14 protein-coding genes are annotated in these 14,802 nt (G+C 60.2%); 7 read left to right on the forward strand and 7 right to left on the reverse strand.

Going from position 1 to position 14,802, the window contains the following annotated elements; translation table 11 throughout:
- Positions 1 to 129 precede the first annotated feature (129 nt).
- Complete coding sequence (locus KYX69_RS21960; protein WP_300501494.1) at positions 130 to 849, forward strand: hypothetical protein; 720 nt, start codon at positions 130 to 132, stop codon at positions 847 to 849.
- A gap of 124 nt (positions 850 to 973) precedes the next feature.
- On the opposite strand, the gene KYX69_RS21965 is transcribed toward KYX69_RS21960, so the two are convergent.
- Both KYX69_RS21965 and KYX69_RS21970 read right to left on the reverse strand, forming a co-directional pair.
- Positions 974 to 1,666: a hypothetical protein gene (locus KYX69_RS21965; RefSeq protein ID WP_300501496.1), complete on the reverse strand. Its 693-nt coding sequence runs from the start codon at positions 1,664 to 1,666 to the stop codon at positions 974 to 976.
- A gap of 82 nt (positions 1,667 to 1,748) precedes the next feature.
- A complete protein-coding gene (locus tag KYX69_RS21970) occupies positions 1,749 to 2,381 on the reverse strand; it encodes a hypothetical protein (protein WP_300501498.1) in 633 nt (210 codons plus the stop codon).
- A gap of 141 nt (positions 2,382 to 2,522) precedes the next feature.
- Between KYX69_RS21970 and hxsB the strand changes: the two genes are divergently transcribed.
- The 5 genes from hxsB (at position 2,523) to KYX69_RS21995 (ending at position 7,338) form a co-directional block, all read left to right on the forward strand.
- Positions 2,523 to 4,133, forward strand: coding sequence for a His-Xaa-Ser system radical SAM maturase HxsB (hxsB, locus tag KYX69_RS21975; protein ID WP_300501500.1), 1,611 nt, complete (start codon positions 2,523 to 2,525; stop codon positions 4,131 to 4,133).
- Entirely contained in the window at positions 4,130 to 5,212 is a 1,083-nt protein-coding gene (hxsC, locus tag KYX69_RS21980) for a His-Xaa-Ser system radical SAM maturase HxsC (protein ID WP_300501502.1), read from the forward strand. The genes hxsB and hxsC overlap by 4 nt, the downstream gene beginning before the upstream one ends.
- The gene (locus tag KYX69_RS21985) at positions 5,209 to 5,859 is read left to right on the forward strand and encodes a peptidoglycan-binding protein (protein WP_300501504.1); all 651 of its coding nucleotides are present in this window, start codon (positions 5,209 to 5,211) and stop codon (positions 5,857 to 5,859) included. Before hxsC ends, KYX69_RS21985 begins: the two co-directional genes overlap by 4 nt.
- Positions 5,860 to 5,884: 25 nt before the next feature.
- Positions 5,885 to 6,715 carry an energy transducer TonB gene (locus tag KYX69_RS21990; RefSeq protein ID WP_300501506.1) on the forward strand — a complete coding sequence of 277 codons (831 nt, stop codon included), beginning with the start codon at positions 5,885 to 5,887 and terminating at the stop codon, positions 6,713 to 6,715.
- 176 nt (positions 6,716 to 6,891) lie between these two features.
- Entirely contained in the window at positions 6,892 to 7,338 is a 447-nt protein-coding gene (locus KYX69_RS21995; protein ID WP_300501508.1) for a DUF4431 domain-containing protein, read from the forward strand.
- Between the two features lie 354 nt (positions 7,339 to 7,692).
- On the opposite strand, the gene KYX69_RS22000 is transcribed toward KYX69_RS21995, so the two are convergent.
- The 4 genes from KYX69_RS22000 to KYX69_RS22015 all read right to left on the reverse strand — a co-directional run bounded on the left by KYX69_RS22000 (position 7,693) and on the right by KYX69_RS22015 (position 12,050).
- Complete coding sequence (locus KYX69_RS22000) at positions 7,693 to 8,319, reverse strand: hypothetical protein (protein WP_300501510.1); 627 nt, start codon at positions 8,317 to 8,319, stop codon at positions 7,693 to 7,695.
- A 15-nt stretch (positions 8,320 to 8,334) separates the two neighbouring features.
- Positions 8,335 to 9,876 carry a hypothetical protein gene (locus KYX69_RS22005; protein WP_300501511.1) on the reverse strand — a complete coding sequence of 514 codons (1,542 nt, stop codon included), beginning with the start codon at positions 9,874 to 9,876 and terminating at the stop codon, positions 8,335 to 8,337.
- On the reverse strand, positions 9,854 to 10,879 hold the full coding sequence (locus KYX69_RS22010) for a nucleoid-associated protein (protein WP_300501513.1): 1,026 nt from the start codon (positions 10,877 to 10,879) through the stop codon (positions 9,854 to 9,856). The genes KYX69_RS22005 and KYX69_RS22010 overlap by 23 nt, the downstream gene beginning before the upstream one ends.
- 229 nt (positions 10,880 to 11,108) lie before the next feature.
- Positions 11,109 to 12,050, reverse strand: a complete 942-nt coding sequence (locus tag KYX69_RS22015; RefSeq protein WP_300501515.1) for a hypothetical protein — start codon at positions 12,048 to 12,050, stop codon at positions 11,109 to 11,111.
- A gap of 208 nt (positions 12,051 to 12,258) precedes the next feature.
- On the opposite strand from KYX69_RS22015, the gene KYX69_RS22020 reads away from it, so the two are divergent.
- Entirely contained in the window at positions 12,259 to 13,506 is a 1,248-nt protein-coding gene (locus KYX69_RS22020; RefSeq protein ID WP_300501517.1) for a Fic family protein, read from the forward strand.
- 185 nt (positions 13,507 to 13,691) lie between these two features.
- Here KYX69_RS22020 and KYX69_RS22025 read toward each other — a convergent pair whose 3' ends face one another.
- A complete protein-coding gene (locus tag KYX69_RS22025; protein ID WP_300501519.1) occupies positions 13,692 to 14,519 on the reverse strand; it encodes a hypothetical protein in 828 nt (275 codons plus the stop codon).
- Between the last annotated feature and the right edge of the window lie 283 nt (positions 14,520 to 14,802).

The raw sequence follows: 14,802 nt of genomic DNA on the forward strand, positions 1-14,802 counted from the left end.
TGGCCGTTTTCTGCCAGGCAGCTTTTGACGCGAAATTGGGAGAGGCGGACATTCGCGGTGTGATGCTTGGCCATGCCCGGGAGCAACCACAAATTGCAATCGGTCGAACCTTGAAATAGTCAGCTGACTGTGACTCTTTTCTCAGAAATACTCTTGATGGCGTTCGCTCTAATCGGGGCAGATCAACCCGCCCCGGATCCCACCGTGGATAGGTCATATGAAGAAGCTACGACCGAAGCCCCCGCAGCAGATGCCTATGAATATGCAGCTGCCGATGCCGCGGCAGAAGCTGCAGCTGATGCGGCCGCAGCGGGCGCTGAAGCAGTCCCGAAGGCTTTTGCTGAAGAAGGTGCAGACGCGTACAGCGCCGCTGAGCAAAATTGGGGCATCGGCCGGACATTCTGGACCGGGCAAGATTGGGAGGTCACTGAGAACAAGCACGATTGCACTCTCACTAACCGTTCCGTTTCCGTGCTGTACGATGCGCGATTGAAAGTGATCGAGCTGAGCTTCGTCGATGCTAGCATCAAATCCCTCAAACGGGGCGACACAAAGCCCATTCGGTTGAGCTGGTTGACCGAAAACGAGGGCTACTATGGTGAGACAATTCGGATGGCTGCGAGGCCGATGCCCGACGACAATCCCCGCGTGACATTGATGAAGGGCCCTGTGTCAGGCAAAGATTTTCTCGACAATTTCGCGCGTATGAAGGTCATTGGGTTCGGCACGACGAAAGGCGTGGTTATCAACGCTTGGCGGCTAGATGGTTCAGCCGCCGGTATTGCCCAGCTGCGGCGGTGCGCTGAACGGGTGAGCTACGTTCGCCCATCCGACCCCTTCGCTGAATAGACGAGAAGGGATGCTGAACTGAACGACACGATTTTGATCAACCGGACTTGAGGATTGGGATTGTTGCCGCGAAACTCGCAAGATGATCGAAATCACCGTCGTAATTCCCAGCGTTTGCCGCCGCTTACCGACCCCCGTAGAAATCATCCACCGCCTTGGCGAATTGCGGCAGCACGGCTCCAAGCATTTCATAGTATCCGATAAAGAGCCCGACTGACCCTGCCAGCCGCCCAATGATTGTACCCTGCTGATTTTCCGGGGACCTGCCTCCCCGTCCGAACCGGACCACCATGACTTCCTTATCTATCATGCCGTACGCGCCCATGGTCCCCGACCAATTCGGATGTGCGATCTCGCTGAGCATGGCGTAGTGCTCGTCGAAGTAGCCCGGTATGACCTTTGCGACTTCGCGGAGCATGTCATTTACGTGGATCGCGCCGCCAATATCCTCCCAGATCTTCGATCCGGTAAGAAAGCCCGTGAGTTTTTCCTCGAGCTCAGGCGAACAGCCCTTTTCGATTGATCGGGTGACCAAGGAGTGGAGATACACGAGTGCGGCCGTCGTTTCCATTGCGGCCCTGGTCAAAAGAGCAGCCGTCACGAAATTTTCCCGATCAAGGGCTGCAAGCGCGTTCCGACAAAGCTCTTCCTGTCGCCAGACAAGGCTCTCGCTGAGCATTTGGACTTTACCAGGTGCCTTGTATCGTTTGTGCAGTGCAAGCAGGTCTATCGATTCCGGAAGCATGCCCGCCAGTCGCGACAGTTCCGCCCGCAGTTCGTCGACAGTCTCGGCCGACGTGCCACCAGCTTTGCGCATATCTCCCCCTTCGTGCATTTTTGTCCGATGGCATCGCAAGGCGTATGCCGCGACAGCGCGCCGTCGATTCATCGGCCCGTATCTATTCGCCGATGAGCTCATCCTCCGCCGTATATTCGTCCATGACCGGAGAATCCGGTGCCGCCTCCGCGATCGTTTCCGCTGCCGGAGCGGCTGCGGCATTCGCTCGCTTTGGTAAGCGGCGATCCGCCGACGCCTTTTGAAGCGCGGCCAGCCGTGTGTCGGATTCGTCGCCCGATAAGCCTGCGGTGGTGCCGACACCGAGATAGCGTTCTGCCGCAGACTCCGACCCAAAATATTCAAGTTCGTCTTCAGCGAAGTAGCTTGTGTCGAGATCAGCCGTGCGGACCGCGGCTTGGTCAAAGCCCCCACAACGGTCGAGCGTCGCCCAGCTGAACGTCTTGGCGAGCGACGCGTAGCAGTTAATGCTGTAGATCTTGGCGCCGCCCTCGACCGCCGCCTTCCCTACCTTGCCGAAATGTTCGAAGCCGGCAGTAATCGCGGACGGGCTGAGCGGCTCGATTACCGGTTCGCCAGCGGCATCGACCGGCGCGGCAACCGCCATCGAGGCAACGGCGTCGGACGCCGTATCCTTTTTCTTAGAGCAATAAGAGACGGACAAAATCAGGCCCGCGATAATGGCTATCACCCAACAACCCGAGTTGTTTTCTTGCGGTGTTGCCGCCCCTGCCATTTCGATGCTCGTCCGCCCCCGAATAAGATCTGGAGATTCTTTAGCTTGAACCCCCCGATATGCCCAGACTAAAGTCATTGTTGGGGAGGGGCGAGAATTGGGCAAATATAGGATCGTCCATGCCGATCATATTCGCGCAGCGTGCGACGCCGCCTTGCTGTGGCTCGTCAAATTCAATCCCGACCTCGTGGTCGCGCGGCACGATCAACATATCGAGATTTCTTCGCCGATCCGCGACACGGATGCGATCGCGCTTCTCTGGAAGGCGTCGCTACTGACCGAAATTCGGCGCGATCAGTCGGTGGCGCAGCGTCGCCAAGATCTCGAAGCGCTTGTCCGCTGATGGCCCTGACCATACCAGTTCGAAGCCGGGCGATCGCCGATCAAAGGGTCATTCACGTCTCCGATAGCGGCGAATTCTTCGCCAGCGGCGGCGACTTTATGGATCGCATGCTAGCCGGCGCGAGCACTCACTCGGACGAGATCTTCCTGCGCGACCGCGGCCATATTGCGGAGTCCGGCGATCCGTTTCAGGAGACCGTGCGGCTTTTCAATCTCGCCCAGCGATGGTCGCGCACGGGAACGGTCGACTATCTTATCCTCGTCCCAACCCTCAGGTGCAATCTCAGCTGCTCCTACTGCCAGGTGTCGCGCGTCACAGACAAGGCGCAAGGATTCGACTGGTCGGACGCCACGCTCGTGGCGGTTCTCGCCTTCATCGATGCCCTGCCGACGAACCATATCAAGGTCGAATTTCAGGGCGGCGAACCGACACTCCGTCCAGATCTCATCCAGGCGGTGATCAAGCGCTGCGACCGCTTCGAACAGAAACAGTTCGTCATTTGCACCAATCTCCAGTCGATAGACGCGACGCTCTGGTCGATCTTCGACAACGAGCATCTCTACATCAGCACCTCGCTCGACGGGACGGCGGCAACCCACGCAAACCAGCGCACCGGTAACCGAACCAGCGCCTTTCTCGACAATCTTGCCGCTGTGATCGAACGCTATGGCCCCGAAAAGGTCTCTGCGCTCCCGACGATCGATCCGAAGGCCCCACCAGAGATCGACGAGATCATCGACACCTACAAAAGCTACGGTCTCGACAGCGTCTTCCTGCGGCCGATCAACTATCAAGGCTTCGCGCGCAAACGGCATCGCTATTCGCGCGAGCTCGACGAGAGCTGGAACGCCTATCATCGCGCCTTTGTCGAGCGCATCATCGCGATCAACTGGCAAGACCGGACGCGGGTGCTCGAGGAGACCTATTTCAGCATTTGCCTGCGCCGCATTTTTCAGCCGCGCGCCGATCGTCACGTCGACCTCAGGAACCCGAACCCACTCGCCGTCGACTATCTCGTCATCGATCATGACGGCACGATCTACCCGACCGACGAAGCCCGCATGCTCGCGCGCTCGGGAGTCATCGATCTCGGCCTTGGCAAGATCGGGGACGACTGGAAAGGCGAGACGTGGGAGCTGCTCAATGGCCATTGCAGCAACGCCTTCGATCCCGCCTGCGAGCGCTGCGCCTATCAGCCCTTCTGCGGCAAGGATGTCATCGACGATCTGGCGCGCTATGGCACGATCGACGTCGACCGGACCGAGACCGCCTTTTGCCAGAAGCATCTCGCTATCTTCGATCATATTTTCGAGCTGATCTATCGCGACGACGAGCGGGTGAACTATTCGTTCAGCCGCTGGCTACGGATGGACGGAACCGCGGCCGCGTTTGGGGAGCATATCGCATGATCCCGCTCGTCCTCCCGGCCACCAGCGAAGCGCCTCGCCCGTTCATTTGCCGTGTCCGCGAGACAGTCGAAGATATCAGCGACGTCGCCGATGCGCTCGTCATCGGCAGCGACGAGGTCGAACATATGTTGAGCGGCCGCGACGGCGCCTTCGCCGTCGGCCGCGCAGGCGCGGATAGTCTCGCAGGCGATATTTTGCTCGTCGATCCGGAGAATGGGCGCGCCGAGCGGATTTTCCGTCACGGGTCGCGGCACAACACCCTTCTCGTAACCGAACGCTGCGACCAGCTGTGCGTGATGTGCTCGCAGCCGCCGAAGAAGACGCATGTCGACCGCTTTTCCTATTTCGAGGAAGCATGCCTGCTCACGCCCGAAGACAGCCTGATCGGCATCTCGGGCGGCGAGCCGACTCTCTACAAGGACGATCTCTTCCGCCTTATCGAGCGAACTGCGGAAGCCCGGCCCGACGTCGGCTTCCACATCCTGAGCAATGCGCAGCATTTTACGGGCGACGACATCGAGCGGCTGCGGCAGCCGGCCTATCGCAATGTCATCTGGGGCATCCCGCTCTATGCCGCACACGCGCCGCTACACGACGAGATCGTCGGAAAGGCGGGCGCCTACGCTCGCCTTCTAGAATCCTTCGCGTCTCTCATGCGCGCCGGTGCACGGGTCGAACTTCGGACGGTGCTGCTCTCGCCAAACGTCGTCGGCCTGCCGGAGCTCGCCCGCTTCGTCACCCGTAACCTCGGCTTCATCGAGTGCTGGTCGATCATGCAGCTCGAGAATATCGGCTTCGCGAAGAACCGCTGGTCGAACCTCTATGTCGATCACCGCGAACATTTCAGCGAAATCGCCGCAGCGATCGATACGGCACAGATGCGGCACGTCACGGTTCGCCTGTTCAATTTTCCGCGCTGCACCGTCCCCGAAAATTATCGGCATCTTGCCCCGGCGTCGATTTCCGACTGGAAACGCAAATATGCGCCGGACTGCGATAGCTGCCGTGAGCGCGATGCTTGCGCGGGCTTTTTCGAATGGCATCCCGATACCGATCTGGGCGGAGTGTCACCGCTATGAGCCGGACCTTCCTTATCGCGTCGCTCGTTGCCGCGGGTTTCGGAAGCCGCGATCCGCTCGCGCCCGATGTCCTGAAGGCAACGACGGCGACCGACGATCGCGGCGGAGGCACGACGCTCTTCGAGACCTTCCGCCAGGATCACAGTATCACGCTGGCCGACCATCGCAGCCATCGGAGCCACAGCAGTCACAGCAGCCATCGCTCGGGCAGCGGCGGCCACTATTCTCACAGCAGCCACAGCAGTCATACCAGCCACCGGTCGAGCACAGGCGGCGGAGGCACATACAGTCCGGCGCCGGCGCCGGTTTATTCACCGCCGTCGTCGAGCGGCTCATCCGACGACAGTTCGGGATCGACCTATCGCGGTTCGACACCCTCGACCCTATACGGCTCGCCCGACGCGTCCGCGACGAGTGCCGCGCCGCTGAAGGCGCTTCCCGGACGTTCCGAATTGTTCAAGACGATCGTCAAGCGCGTCCAGATCGCACTGCTGGCCCATGGTGTGTTCAGCGGCACGATCGACGGCGATGTCGGTCCGGCGACACGAAAGGCGCTACGCGCCTATCAAACAAAATACGCGCTGAAGCAGACAGGAACTATCACCCCGGAAACGCTCGACTCCCTCAAGATATCGAGCAATCCATAAGGTAAAGCGTTCTTGGAGAGGCGATATGCGAGCGATAGCCATGGCGGCGATATTGGCGGCGATCCCTTCGCCTGCCCTTGCCCAGTGGGAATTATCCTCAGGTGATGACAATTGCGCGGTCACCGGGGAATATTCGGATGACGGCAACTCCGCGGTCTCGATGGTCGAATATGTCGACGGCAGTTTCACATTGTTCGTCGAGAATGGGAATTGGTCGATCGTCGAGAACCAAGAATATCCGCTGAAATTCCTCTTCGACGATACGCTCTTCACCGGCGATGCGACCGGCTATGTCTTTCAGGGCGCCAAGGGCTTCAAGATCGGCGGTGGCGCCGACATGGCCGATGCCTTCGCGAAATCTTCTCGCCTGATAATTTACAAGGACGAAGCGACGATCGTCCTTGTCGTCAAGCTGACGGGAACAATGGCAGGCCTCGCTAAGGTCAAACCTTGTATCGCAAAGCTGCGCCGCGAGCATCAGGCCCTGTTGGCCGAACAGCGAGCGCTCGAGGCGAAACGAAAAATCATTCCCGCGGACCCCTTCGCCGAACAGGCGCCCTTCACCCCGCCCGGTAGCGCCACCGCAGAGCCCATCGGCAATTCCGGACGCTGGATGACGTTCGACGACTATCCGGCGCGGGCGATGCGGGAAGGCCGCGAAGGAGCCGTCGGCTTCAAACTGTCGGTCGATGCAGAAGGCAAGCCCTCCGCCTGCGAAATCACTAAATCGAGCGGTCATGCGGATCTCGACGCCGAGACGTGCACGGTCGTCACCAGACGGGCGAGGTTCAAGCCTTCGCAGGGGAACGGACCACGCCATTTCGAGAGCAAGGTGACATGGAGCATTCCGCGCTAGCCCGTCGACATCGCCCGCCACGCAAGACGAAGTTGCCGGGAGTGCCCATTGTTTAAAGGACGATCAATATAATTGCGCGCGCGTTTGAAGATGTGACGGAAGCCGACCTCGGGAGCCTCGCGGCAAATGGTAACGCTGGCAATGACCTCCACGGTGAAATGAGCAAGGATCGTTAGATGAACTCAAGAATTTTTGTTTCGGCGATGCTACTAATCTTTACATCGCAACCGGTCGCGATTGCTCAGGTTACTGGCCCTCGAACTCCGGAGGGTTGCATCCGCGTGTCGGACCCGGAATCGAAGGTTAGTGTATCCGGACGGCTTACCTTGCAGCTTTTTCCCGGTGCCCCGAATTTCGAGAGTATCGCTGCCGGAGATGCAGAAGAGCGGACCTTCATCGTGGAATTGCCGTTGGAGGCCTGTATCGATGACGGTGGCGATTTCGCCGACCCTGCGGAGAAATTCGTCACCGTGCAAGTAAGCGGTGCGCAAGATCGGCTATCGGCCGTATTGAAGGCCGCAGTCGGTTACAAGGTTACCATAGAGGGAGAGGGATTCGCCTCTCACACCGGCCATCATCACGCGCCGCTGGTCGTGATAGCTGATCGAGTCAGCGTCGAATAAACCAGCGCCATACTCAAGCCCGCGACAGTGCGTATAGCTTCTGGCTTCCAGCGGCACACGGCGCAGTTCTCAATGATCATTGTCAGGAGCGTTACTGCTTTGCTGCTCTTCGACCCAAGCTGGTTGTTTTCGACCAATCTGCTTCGGCGCGGAGGTCGTAGAAGGCGGACATTGTAACAAACGGTGGTCAATTACCCAGCTACAGGTGTCAGTAATCAGCTCCGTCGCGGCAGTGCAGTTCCGAAAAGCCCATCTCGACGCAATCTATCGCGGCGCAGTGAGTCCAATCCGAACGCAGCCCCTGAGACTGGCCGCCAGGGCAAGGCTTTCCCTCAGGATGGTAAAGTGATGGCGTCAGCCTTGGCGCGGCGCCGGATGCCCAAGTTCGACCGCCTTTCGGCGCTGCGCGCTCGTGAGCGCCCCCCAGAGGCGGTGAACGCGCTTGGTCGGAAGATCGCGGAGCGCGTCGATATGGCGGCGCTCGCGAAGCTCGATCGCGAAAAAGGACGGCTGATGCTCGATGCGGTGGCGCTGAAGCCGCCAGAAGACGACGTCGGCATAGCGCGGCGTCAGTTTGTTCTTTCTTGCATAATAGTCGAGCGCACCGCGCAGGATGTTGCTGTCTTCGCGGTCGGCGAGGATCGACAGCGCCTTGATGCAATATTCGATTTGCATCCGGCGGACATGTGCCTGGAGATGCGCGCGCGCTTCAGCCGGCGCAATCTGGCGGTCGCCATCGAAAACGGGCAGCTCGAACTGCAGGATACAGTGCGATCCGACCCAAAGCTCGGCGCCTGTGAGGCCGTTCGCGATCTGGAAATGGTAGCGAAGGTCGCGCTTGCCGCAAAGGTCGCATATCTCGGTCGCCTGCTCATGATCGTGCGTGATGCCGGTAAAGGACCATTCGGCAAAGGCGACAGGAAGCGTCCCCCCGACCGAGAGCGGCAACAGGCTGTCCCGCACGACCTGCTTATAGTCCATCGCGCCGTCGTTCCCCTATCGTGTCACCTTCTGTCCGGTCGCTTGCGTCTTCGCCGATGTCGCGGGTGTCGACGGCGGCGCCTTTGCCGCCACGCCGGGGCCGCCCGGCGCAGCACCGGACGCGCCGCGCGCGCCAACCGCCTGCTTGAACCTGGCGGACGCGTCGGCGCCCCCTGCCCGGATCGCCGTCGAAGCCGCGGCGCTATCAACGCTAGCGGCAGCACCGGGTCGGTTGGAAAATGCGAACAGGACCAGGAGTATGACGAGGATGGCGTAAAATCCGCCCACCCAGCCGCGCACATTCTTGTAGCTCTTGACCGACGCCTTGACCGGTGGATCGCTGAGCGCGTCCACCTCGTTTGGGTCGAGAACGAGATTGAGCTGCGACTTCCAGATATCGCGCGCATTATTCTGCTGTTCGAACCATTTGGCATTGATGTGCCATTGCATTGCGTATGAAAAAATCAGGAAAAGCGCGGCGCCGATCGCGAGCCCGCTCGCGATGAAGCCGGTCTCGGCCTTGCCTGCGTCTGGAAAAATCTTGAGCGCGAACGGTGCCGCAGCGACCGCGACATCTTTCCACATCGCGCCGATGAGATCCTGCGCGCGCTGGCTGATTTTCTGCGTTTCATCGACGATCGATTTGCGCAGTTCGGCCAGCGCCTTTAGCGTCTCCTTGCTCCCGGCCTTGACATAAGCGCTATAGGCTCCCTTCGCGGATTCCAGGCTGCCTTGCCCCATTTCGGCCATCGCAGGCTTGCGGCCGGTGCGCGCCCATTCATTTGCGAGTAGCAGATGGCGGGTATCGGCATCGCGCAGCCCCTCGGCATAAACCCAGACCGCGCCTTCGGTGACGCGCTCGAACAGCGTCGGCGCGTCGGCATCTTCGACAGCGACCTTGCAGGCAGGCGGTCCGCTAAACGCATAGATTACCTGTCCTTCTTCGATGCAGACCCGGTCCGCGAGGCTCGCGAGCAGCTTGCGCACGGCGAAGAGCCGCCACGCCGCGAACATCGCGCTCTCGGTTTCGGGGGCCGCGCCGAGGAGCCAGGGGCGAATATCCTGCGGCACGACGTTGAGCTGCGTGAAGTCGCTTGCATAGGCGCGTGGATCGGGGAGCTTCTCCAAGGGAGCGAAGGGCACCGGCGCGTCCTTGGTCCAGGTCTCGAAGCGCGTCCTGTAGGTTGTAAATGTGCCGCCCGTCGGCATATCGGCGACGCGAACATGGCCAACGGCGCTATGTGCGTCGGCATTGTCTGCGTAACCCTCCGAGAAAAAAAGCAGAAGAATGTCGGCCGCGAGCCGCTTGGCGATCCGTATCTGGAACCGGTCGCCAGGCGCAACCGGACGATCTTCCTCGAGGTCGCCGTCGCTATCGCCGATCTTGATCGAGATACCGGCCGCGAATGACGGCGGCGTATGCGCAAGCGCGAGCCATTCGGCACGAAGAGCCGGCTCGCCGAGCGCTGCGGCAAAGCTCAACGCATCGTGACGCTCGTCGATCTCGCCCTGCGGCTCCGACCGCCGGACAAGGTCAGCCAGTTGGCTCGGGGTCATCATAGGTCGTTTCGAGCCGGTCATTGATGATGATCTGGTTCCCCTCGACCTTGATCGCGTCGATCATTTCGGTGGGAACACGGATGAAGATCTTGTTGCGCGTGACGTAGCGGCGACTTGCGGGGGGCTTCACCGAAGATGCATCGAGCGTGACCGGCGTGCCGTCGATCCGGGCCCGCCGAAGCGCATTGTGATATTTGGCAACGAGCGGATGATCGTCGGGCAGCTTTTGTCCCAGCACCGTATCGAGGAAGCTTTTCTGATCGTCGACCCCGAGAGAGCCGCCGGCGGCGGCGGCATCGTAGGTTCGCTTCGTCATTTCGCGAAACACCTGTTCGGGCACGAGTTCCTTGTTTTCGAGGAACAGGTCGCGCGTGACCTTGACGAGAGTCGAGGTGATCTCGGCATCTTCGTGCACACGCTTGGCACCGAGAAACGTCTCGAAATAGCGCGCGACCTTCTGTTGGTTGCGCCGGTCGAGAACGACGAGTTCGCCGCCGCCGTCGGTGAGCCGTATCAACGCCGATTTCTGCAGCGCTTCGCGGTTCTGGACGAAGGTCCGTTCCAGCGCTTCGAGGCTGACTTTCTTGCGGCCCTTTTCATCCTCTTCAAATCCGTAGCTCAGCACCGTCTCGTCATCGTATTTGAGCAGCGCAAAACATTGCTCGCCAGCGACATCAATTTCGAACACCAAAAACGCGCCCGCGGCCGCACTGCCGCCATGATGCTGCTGAAAATCTTCGGCGAGCCTCTCGCTCTCGGCCTGGAAGGTCTTGCCGTCGGCGGCAATGCGCGCAAGGCGCGTGCGGGTGGAGGATGCGTCCGAAAAACGGTACAAAATCCCGCCATTCACCGACAGGATGCGACCGAGAAAGAAATCGGCAAATTTGCCGGGGCTCGTCTCCTGCAACAGCACGAGATCCTTGGCTTCGGGCCCGACAAGGTGAAACACCATCCGCTTGATCTTGACGTTCGCGCGCTGCGTATCGTCGAAAAACGCCATTCATCCCCCCGTTCAGCGTGGCGGTTCGGACCGCTTGCTTGCCGATTATTCCCCGGTGCGCAGGGTCTACAGCCGCGCGTGCCCGCGATCAACGTCGCGCGCGCCCTTTGTGCCGCTTCAGGGCAATCAGTTACGCAGAAAATCCCGTAAGAACGCCGTATCTCAGTAGCTTGGTAATTTTCGTCCATATTGGCTGCAATTGCTCGACTTCGCCCAGGCCGCCCGGATATCATAGAGTTTGCGAGGGCAGCGATGCGTCGGCAACATTGATCGAAAGCATCCATCTCGCCGAGAAGCGGCTCGCGTAGGGCGCCGCCGCATCGAGCTTGCGGGAGCTGCCGCGCTGCGCATCCGACATCCAGGCCGCGACCCGCGGATCGTCGATCCCGAGCATCTCTTCCAGAAGATAGCCCGCGCGAACACGCAGGATCTTCTCGGAACTGGCATCCACCGTCGCGATAATGGCGTCGCGATGATCGGCGGCATAGCGCTGCCACAGGGCGATCACCGCGTCGATGCCGCCGCACCATTCGGGTTTATCGAGCGAATCGCGGAAAGTCTCGCCAATGGCGGTCGCCCGGAGATTGCCGCGTTCGGCGGCAACAATGGGATGGCGCATTTCATGGCGGTGGACGCGGCGCCCGCGCACCATGACATCGCAACGTGGGCGGACGGGCCGGAACGGCACATCCTCGGAATCGATGTCGTAGATCGGCTTTCCAATCGTCTGTTCCATCAGGCGCGCCGCCCGTCCGACCCAGCCAGCCCGATCGGGCGCGACGAGATGCACGTCGCTGCTCTCGTTGCCCAGACCATGAAAAGCGACGGCGCTTGTGTGCGAAAGGCAGCAAAAGGGGTCGGCTGCCATCATCACCGCGACTGTGTCGCCCTGCCCTGCGATATAGAGAGGAGACAGGAATTCGGGATCATACGGCAATTTATTTGGCGGCGCCTCGCGAGTCAGCGTAAAAGCGGGATTCCATATCGCCTGGGAAACGAGCGTGCGCGCGCGGCGCGCGGACAAGGTCCGGTTTCGGGGCGGTATGGGCGTGTCTCCATATCCGCGATCGGCGAAGAGCCGGCGCGCGAGCAGATACAGATCAAACTCACTGACGACGGGGGGCGCGGCGTCGCGCGCCATACGGACAAGAATTTCGGCTGCCGTTTCCATGACTGCTTCGATGCGGCGAATGTCCTAAGGACATTCGCCGCATCGAAGCACAAGTCAAGCGTAAAATCACTATGATCCTCGCCATCGAGGGCTGTCCTAAGGACAGCCCTCGATGGCGAGGACATGTCAAGTGGAAAAGTGCATAGGAACCGGACATTAAACCGGACATTCGACCGGCCCTTTTGACGATGGCCTATCCGCCTTAGCCTTGCAAATCAGCCATTTTTGCCTTCTTAATAAATGGACATTAAAGCGGACATCCATGAGCCAGGATCGCGGTGAAACAATCGACAAAATGCAGCCGATGCGGATCGGTGAGGGATCGCCGCGTCTCGGCGTACTTCGCGACCTGTCATTGGACCTTGCAGCGAAGGCTGCCGCGTTTCGCAGCAGCCTGCCCTCCGAAATACAGATCGCACTCGCCCATCTCGTTCGGGCGATGAACTGCTATTACAGCAATTTGATCGAAGGGCACGACACGCATCCCATCGATATCGAGCGCGCGCTCAACAATGATTTCAGTGACAATCCCGAGCAGCGCGATCTCCAGCTCGAAGCCCGCGCCCATATCGCGGTCCAGGAATGGATCGACGCGGGTGGTCTCGCTGGCCGCGCGCACAGCGTCGCAGGCCTTTGCGAAACGCACGCCCGTTTTTGTGAGCAGCTTCCCGAAAGCCTCCTCTGGGCCGAGATGCCTGGAACCGGTGAGCGCGTTCGTGTCGAACCGGGTGCGCTTCGTACGAGCGATGTCCGCGTTGGACGCCATATCGCCATCAGTGCAGGCGCCGTCCCGCGCTTCCTCGACCATTTCGAATGGGCCTATGGACGGCTCGGGCGCAGTGACGCCATCATTGCGCTCGCCGCCGCGCATCACCGCCTCGTGTGGATACATCCCTTTCTCGACGGCAACGGCCGCGTCGCCAGACTCATGTCGCACGCGATGTTGCTCGATACACTCGACACCGGTGGTGTCTGGTCGGTGGCTCGTGGGCTCGGACGGACCGCGCAGGACTATAAGCGCCATCTCGCCGCCTGCGATCTTCCGCGCCGCAACGATCTCGACGGACGCGGCGCACTCAGCGAGGAAGCGCTCGCCTCCTTCACGTCCTATTTTCTCCAGATCTGCATCGACCAGGTCGATTTCATGGCCGGCCTTGTCGAGCCGAACCGTCTCCGGACGCGCATTCACCGATGGATCGACGAGGAAGCGGCGCTCGGCAATCTTCCTGCAAAGGCCGGGACGATTATCGATGCGATCCTGTATCGCGGCGAGCTGCCGCGCGGCGAGGTAGATGCTGTTGTGGGCTCCGGCGAACGGCATGCACGCCGCATTGCCGCGACCTTGCTCGATCTCGGAGTGATCGTCTCAGAAAGCAGCCGCGCGCCACTGCGCATGGCCTTTCCCGCCGCGCTCGCCTCGCGCTGGATGCCCGGTCTCTTTCCCGACAAGAATTGAGCCATTCGGTGCGGGATGAACGGCACCTTCATCGACGCAGAAACAACAGCTGCCCTCGGGCTCCCGACGGCACCGGCGCGCCCGAATTTCAATGTTCGCCGAAGTTTGCTGCCCAACAGAACCGATCGCGAGAGACCTAGGATTGCTATTGGGTCAAGGAATTCAAACTCTGACGATCGGACCCGTCACCCTCGATATATTTTCTCGAGCCGCTCGGGCCAGCGAGACTCCGCCTCGCTGATAAGCGCAAGCAAATTGGCTTCCTGCCAGGAGCCATCATAGGGACGGACGACGACGGCGAGGTTGTCGGCACCGCCGACGATCAAAGGGCCGAGTGCCGCTACATCTCTTGCGCGGCCCTTGCGATGAAAATGGGCGATGAGCCCATCGAAATAGAAGCGAAAAATCGGGATCGAGCCGCCATCTGGTTTCGTCGGGTCGCGCAATTTTCGTTGCGCGATAGGGGCGTGATTGTGCACTTGACCGCGTGTCGTTAGCTGCGTGAGCGATACGGGAAAGAAATGTGCAGGCTCATGCCGACCATCCCGGACCATCCGGCCAAGACGCCTGAGTTCGGCGGGCAGCATACGCACGGCCTTAAATTCGGGAAGTGAGCTGGCTGCAGCCCGCCACAAGATACTGAGAAGAAACAGTCGGAGCCGCGAGCCATCAATTCCGGCGATCTTGCGGACACCCGCGCCGTCCGAACCGGGCAGCAGAAGCATGTCGTCTTCGGGAGGACCATCGCTCGTGCCAAATCCGCTCCACACCAGCCGATTGCGTCGAAGCACCTCGATACCCCAGCTGTCATATTCGGCCAGAATATCCTCGCCTATCCGAGTAACGAGCTCCGCGTCGTACCAGCTGTCGCGGCGTTTGCGCGGGGGATAGTCACGCCCCGCCTGCGCAAACGGTCGTCCCTTTTCGTCAGGCGAGGTGAGCGCTTTTGGTATAATGTGGGACTTGACCAGCGGACCAGTCTCACCTGTCAATTTGCATATGCCGATCACCATAGCTTCTTGTACCAGTCGACTGACCTGATCGTCAGCGAAAATCGGAACGTGTCCGCCAAAGCCTATTCATCGAACAGCTGCTAGCAAATGAAACATCCCATGTTTTTCCACAACCGAGACTGACGCAAAGTTTGTTGAAATGTGGACGGCAGGTTTTGGGTAGCTGCTTAACGATCCGCTACCGCCGACATGGGGCGCGCAGCGGCCGCGGTTCGTACGTCAACCCAATGGCCGCTTTCAGGCACAGGCAGATCGATGTTGGAACGGCCGACATGAGGCGCAA

Origin of the sequence: Sphingomonas sp. (assembly GCF_030145815.1) — a bacterium.
Lineage (GTDB): Bacteria > Pseudomonadota > Alphaproteobacteria > Sphingomonadales > Sphingomonadaceae > Sphingomonas.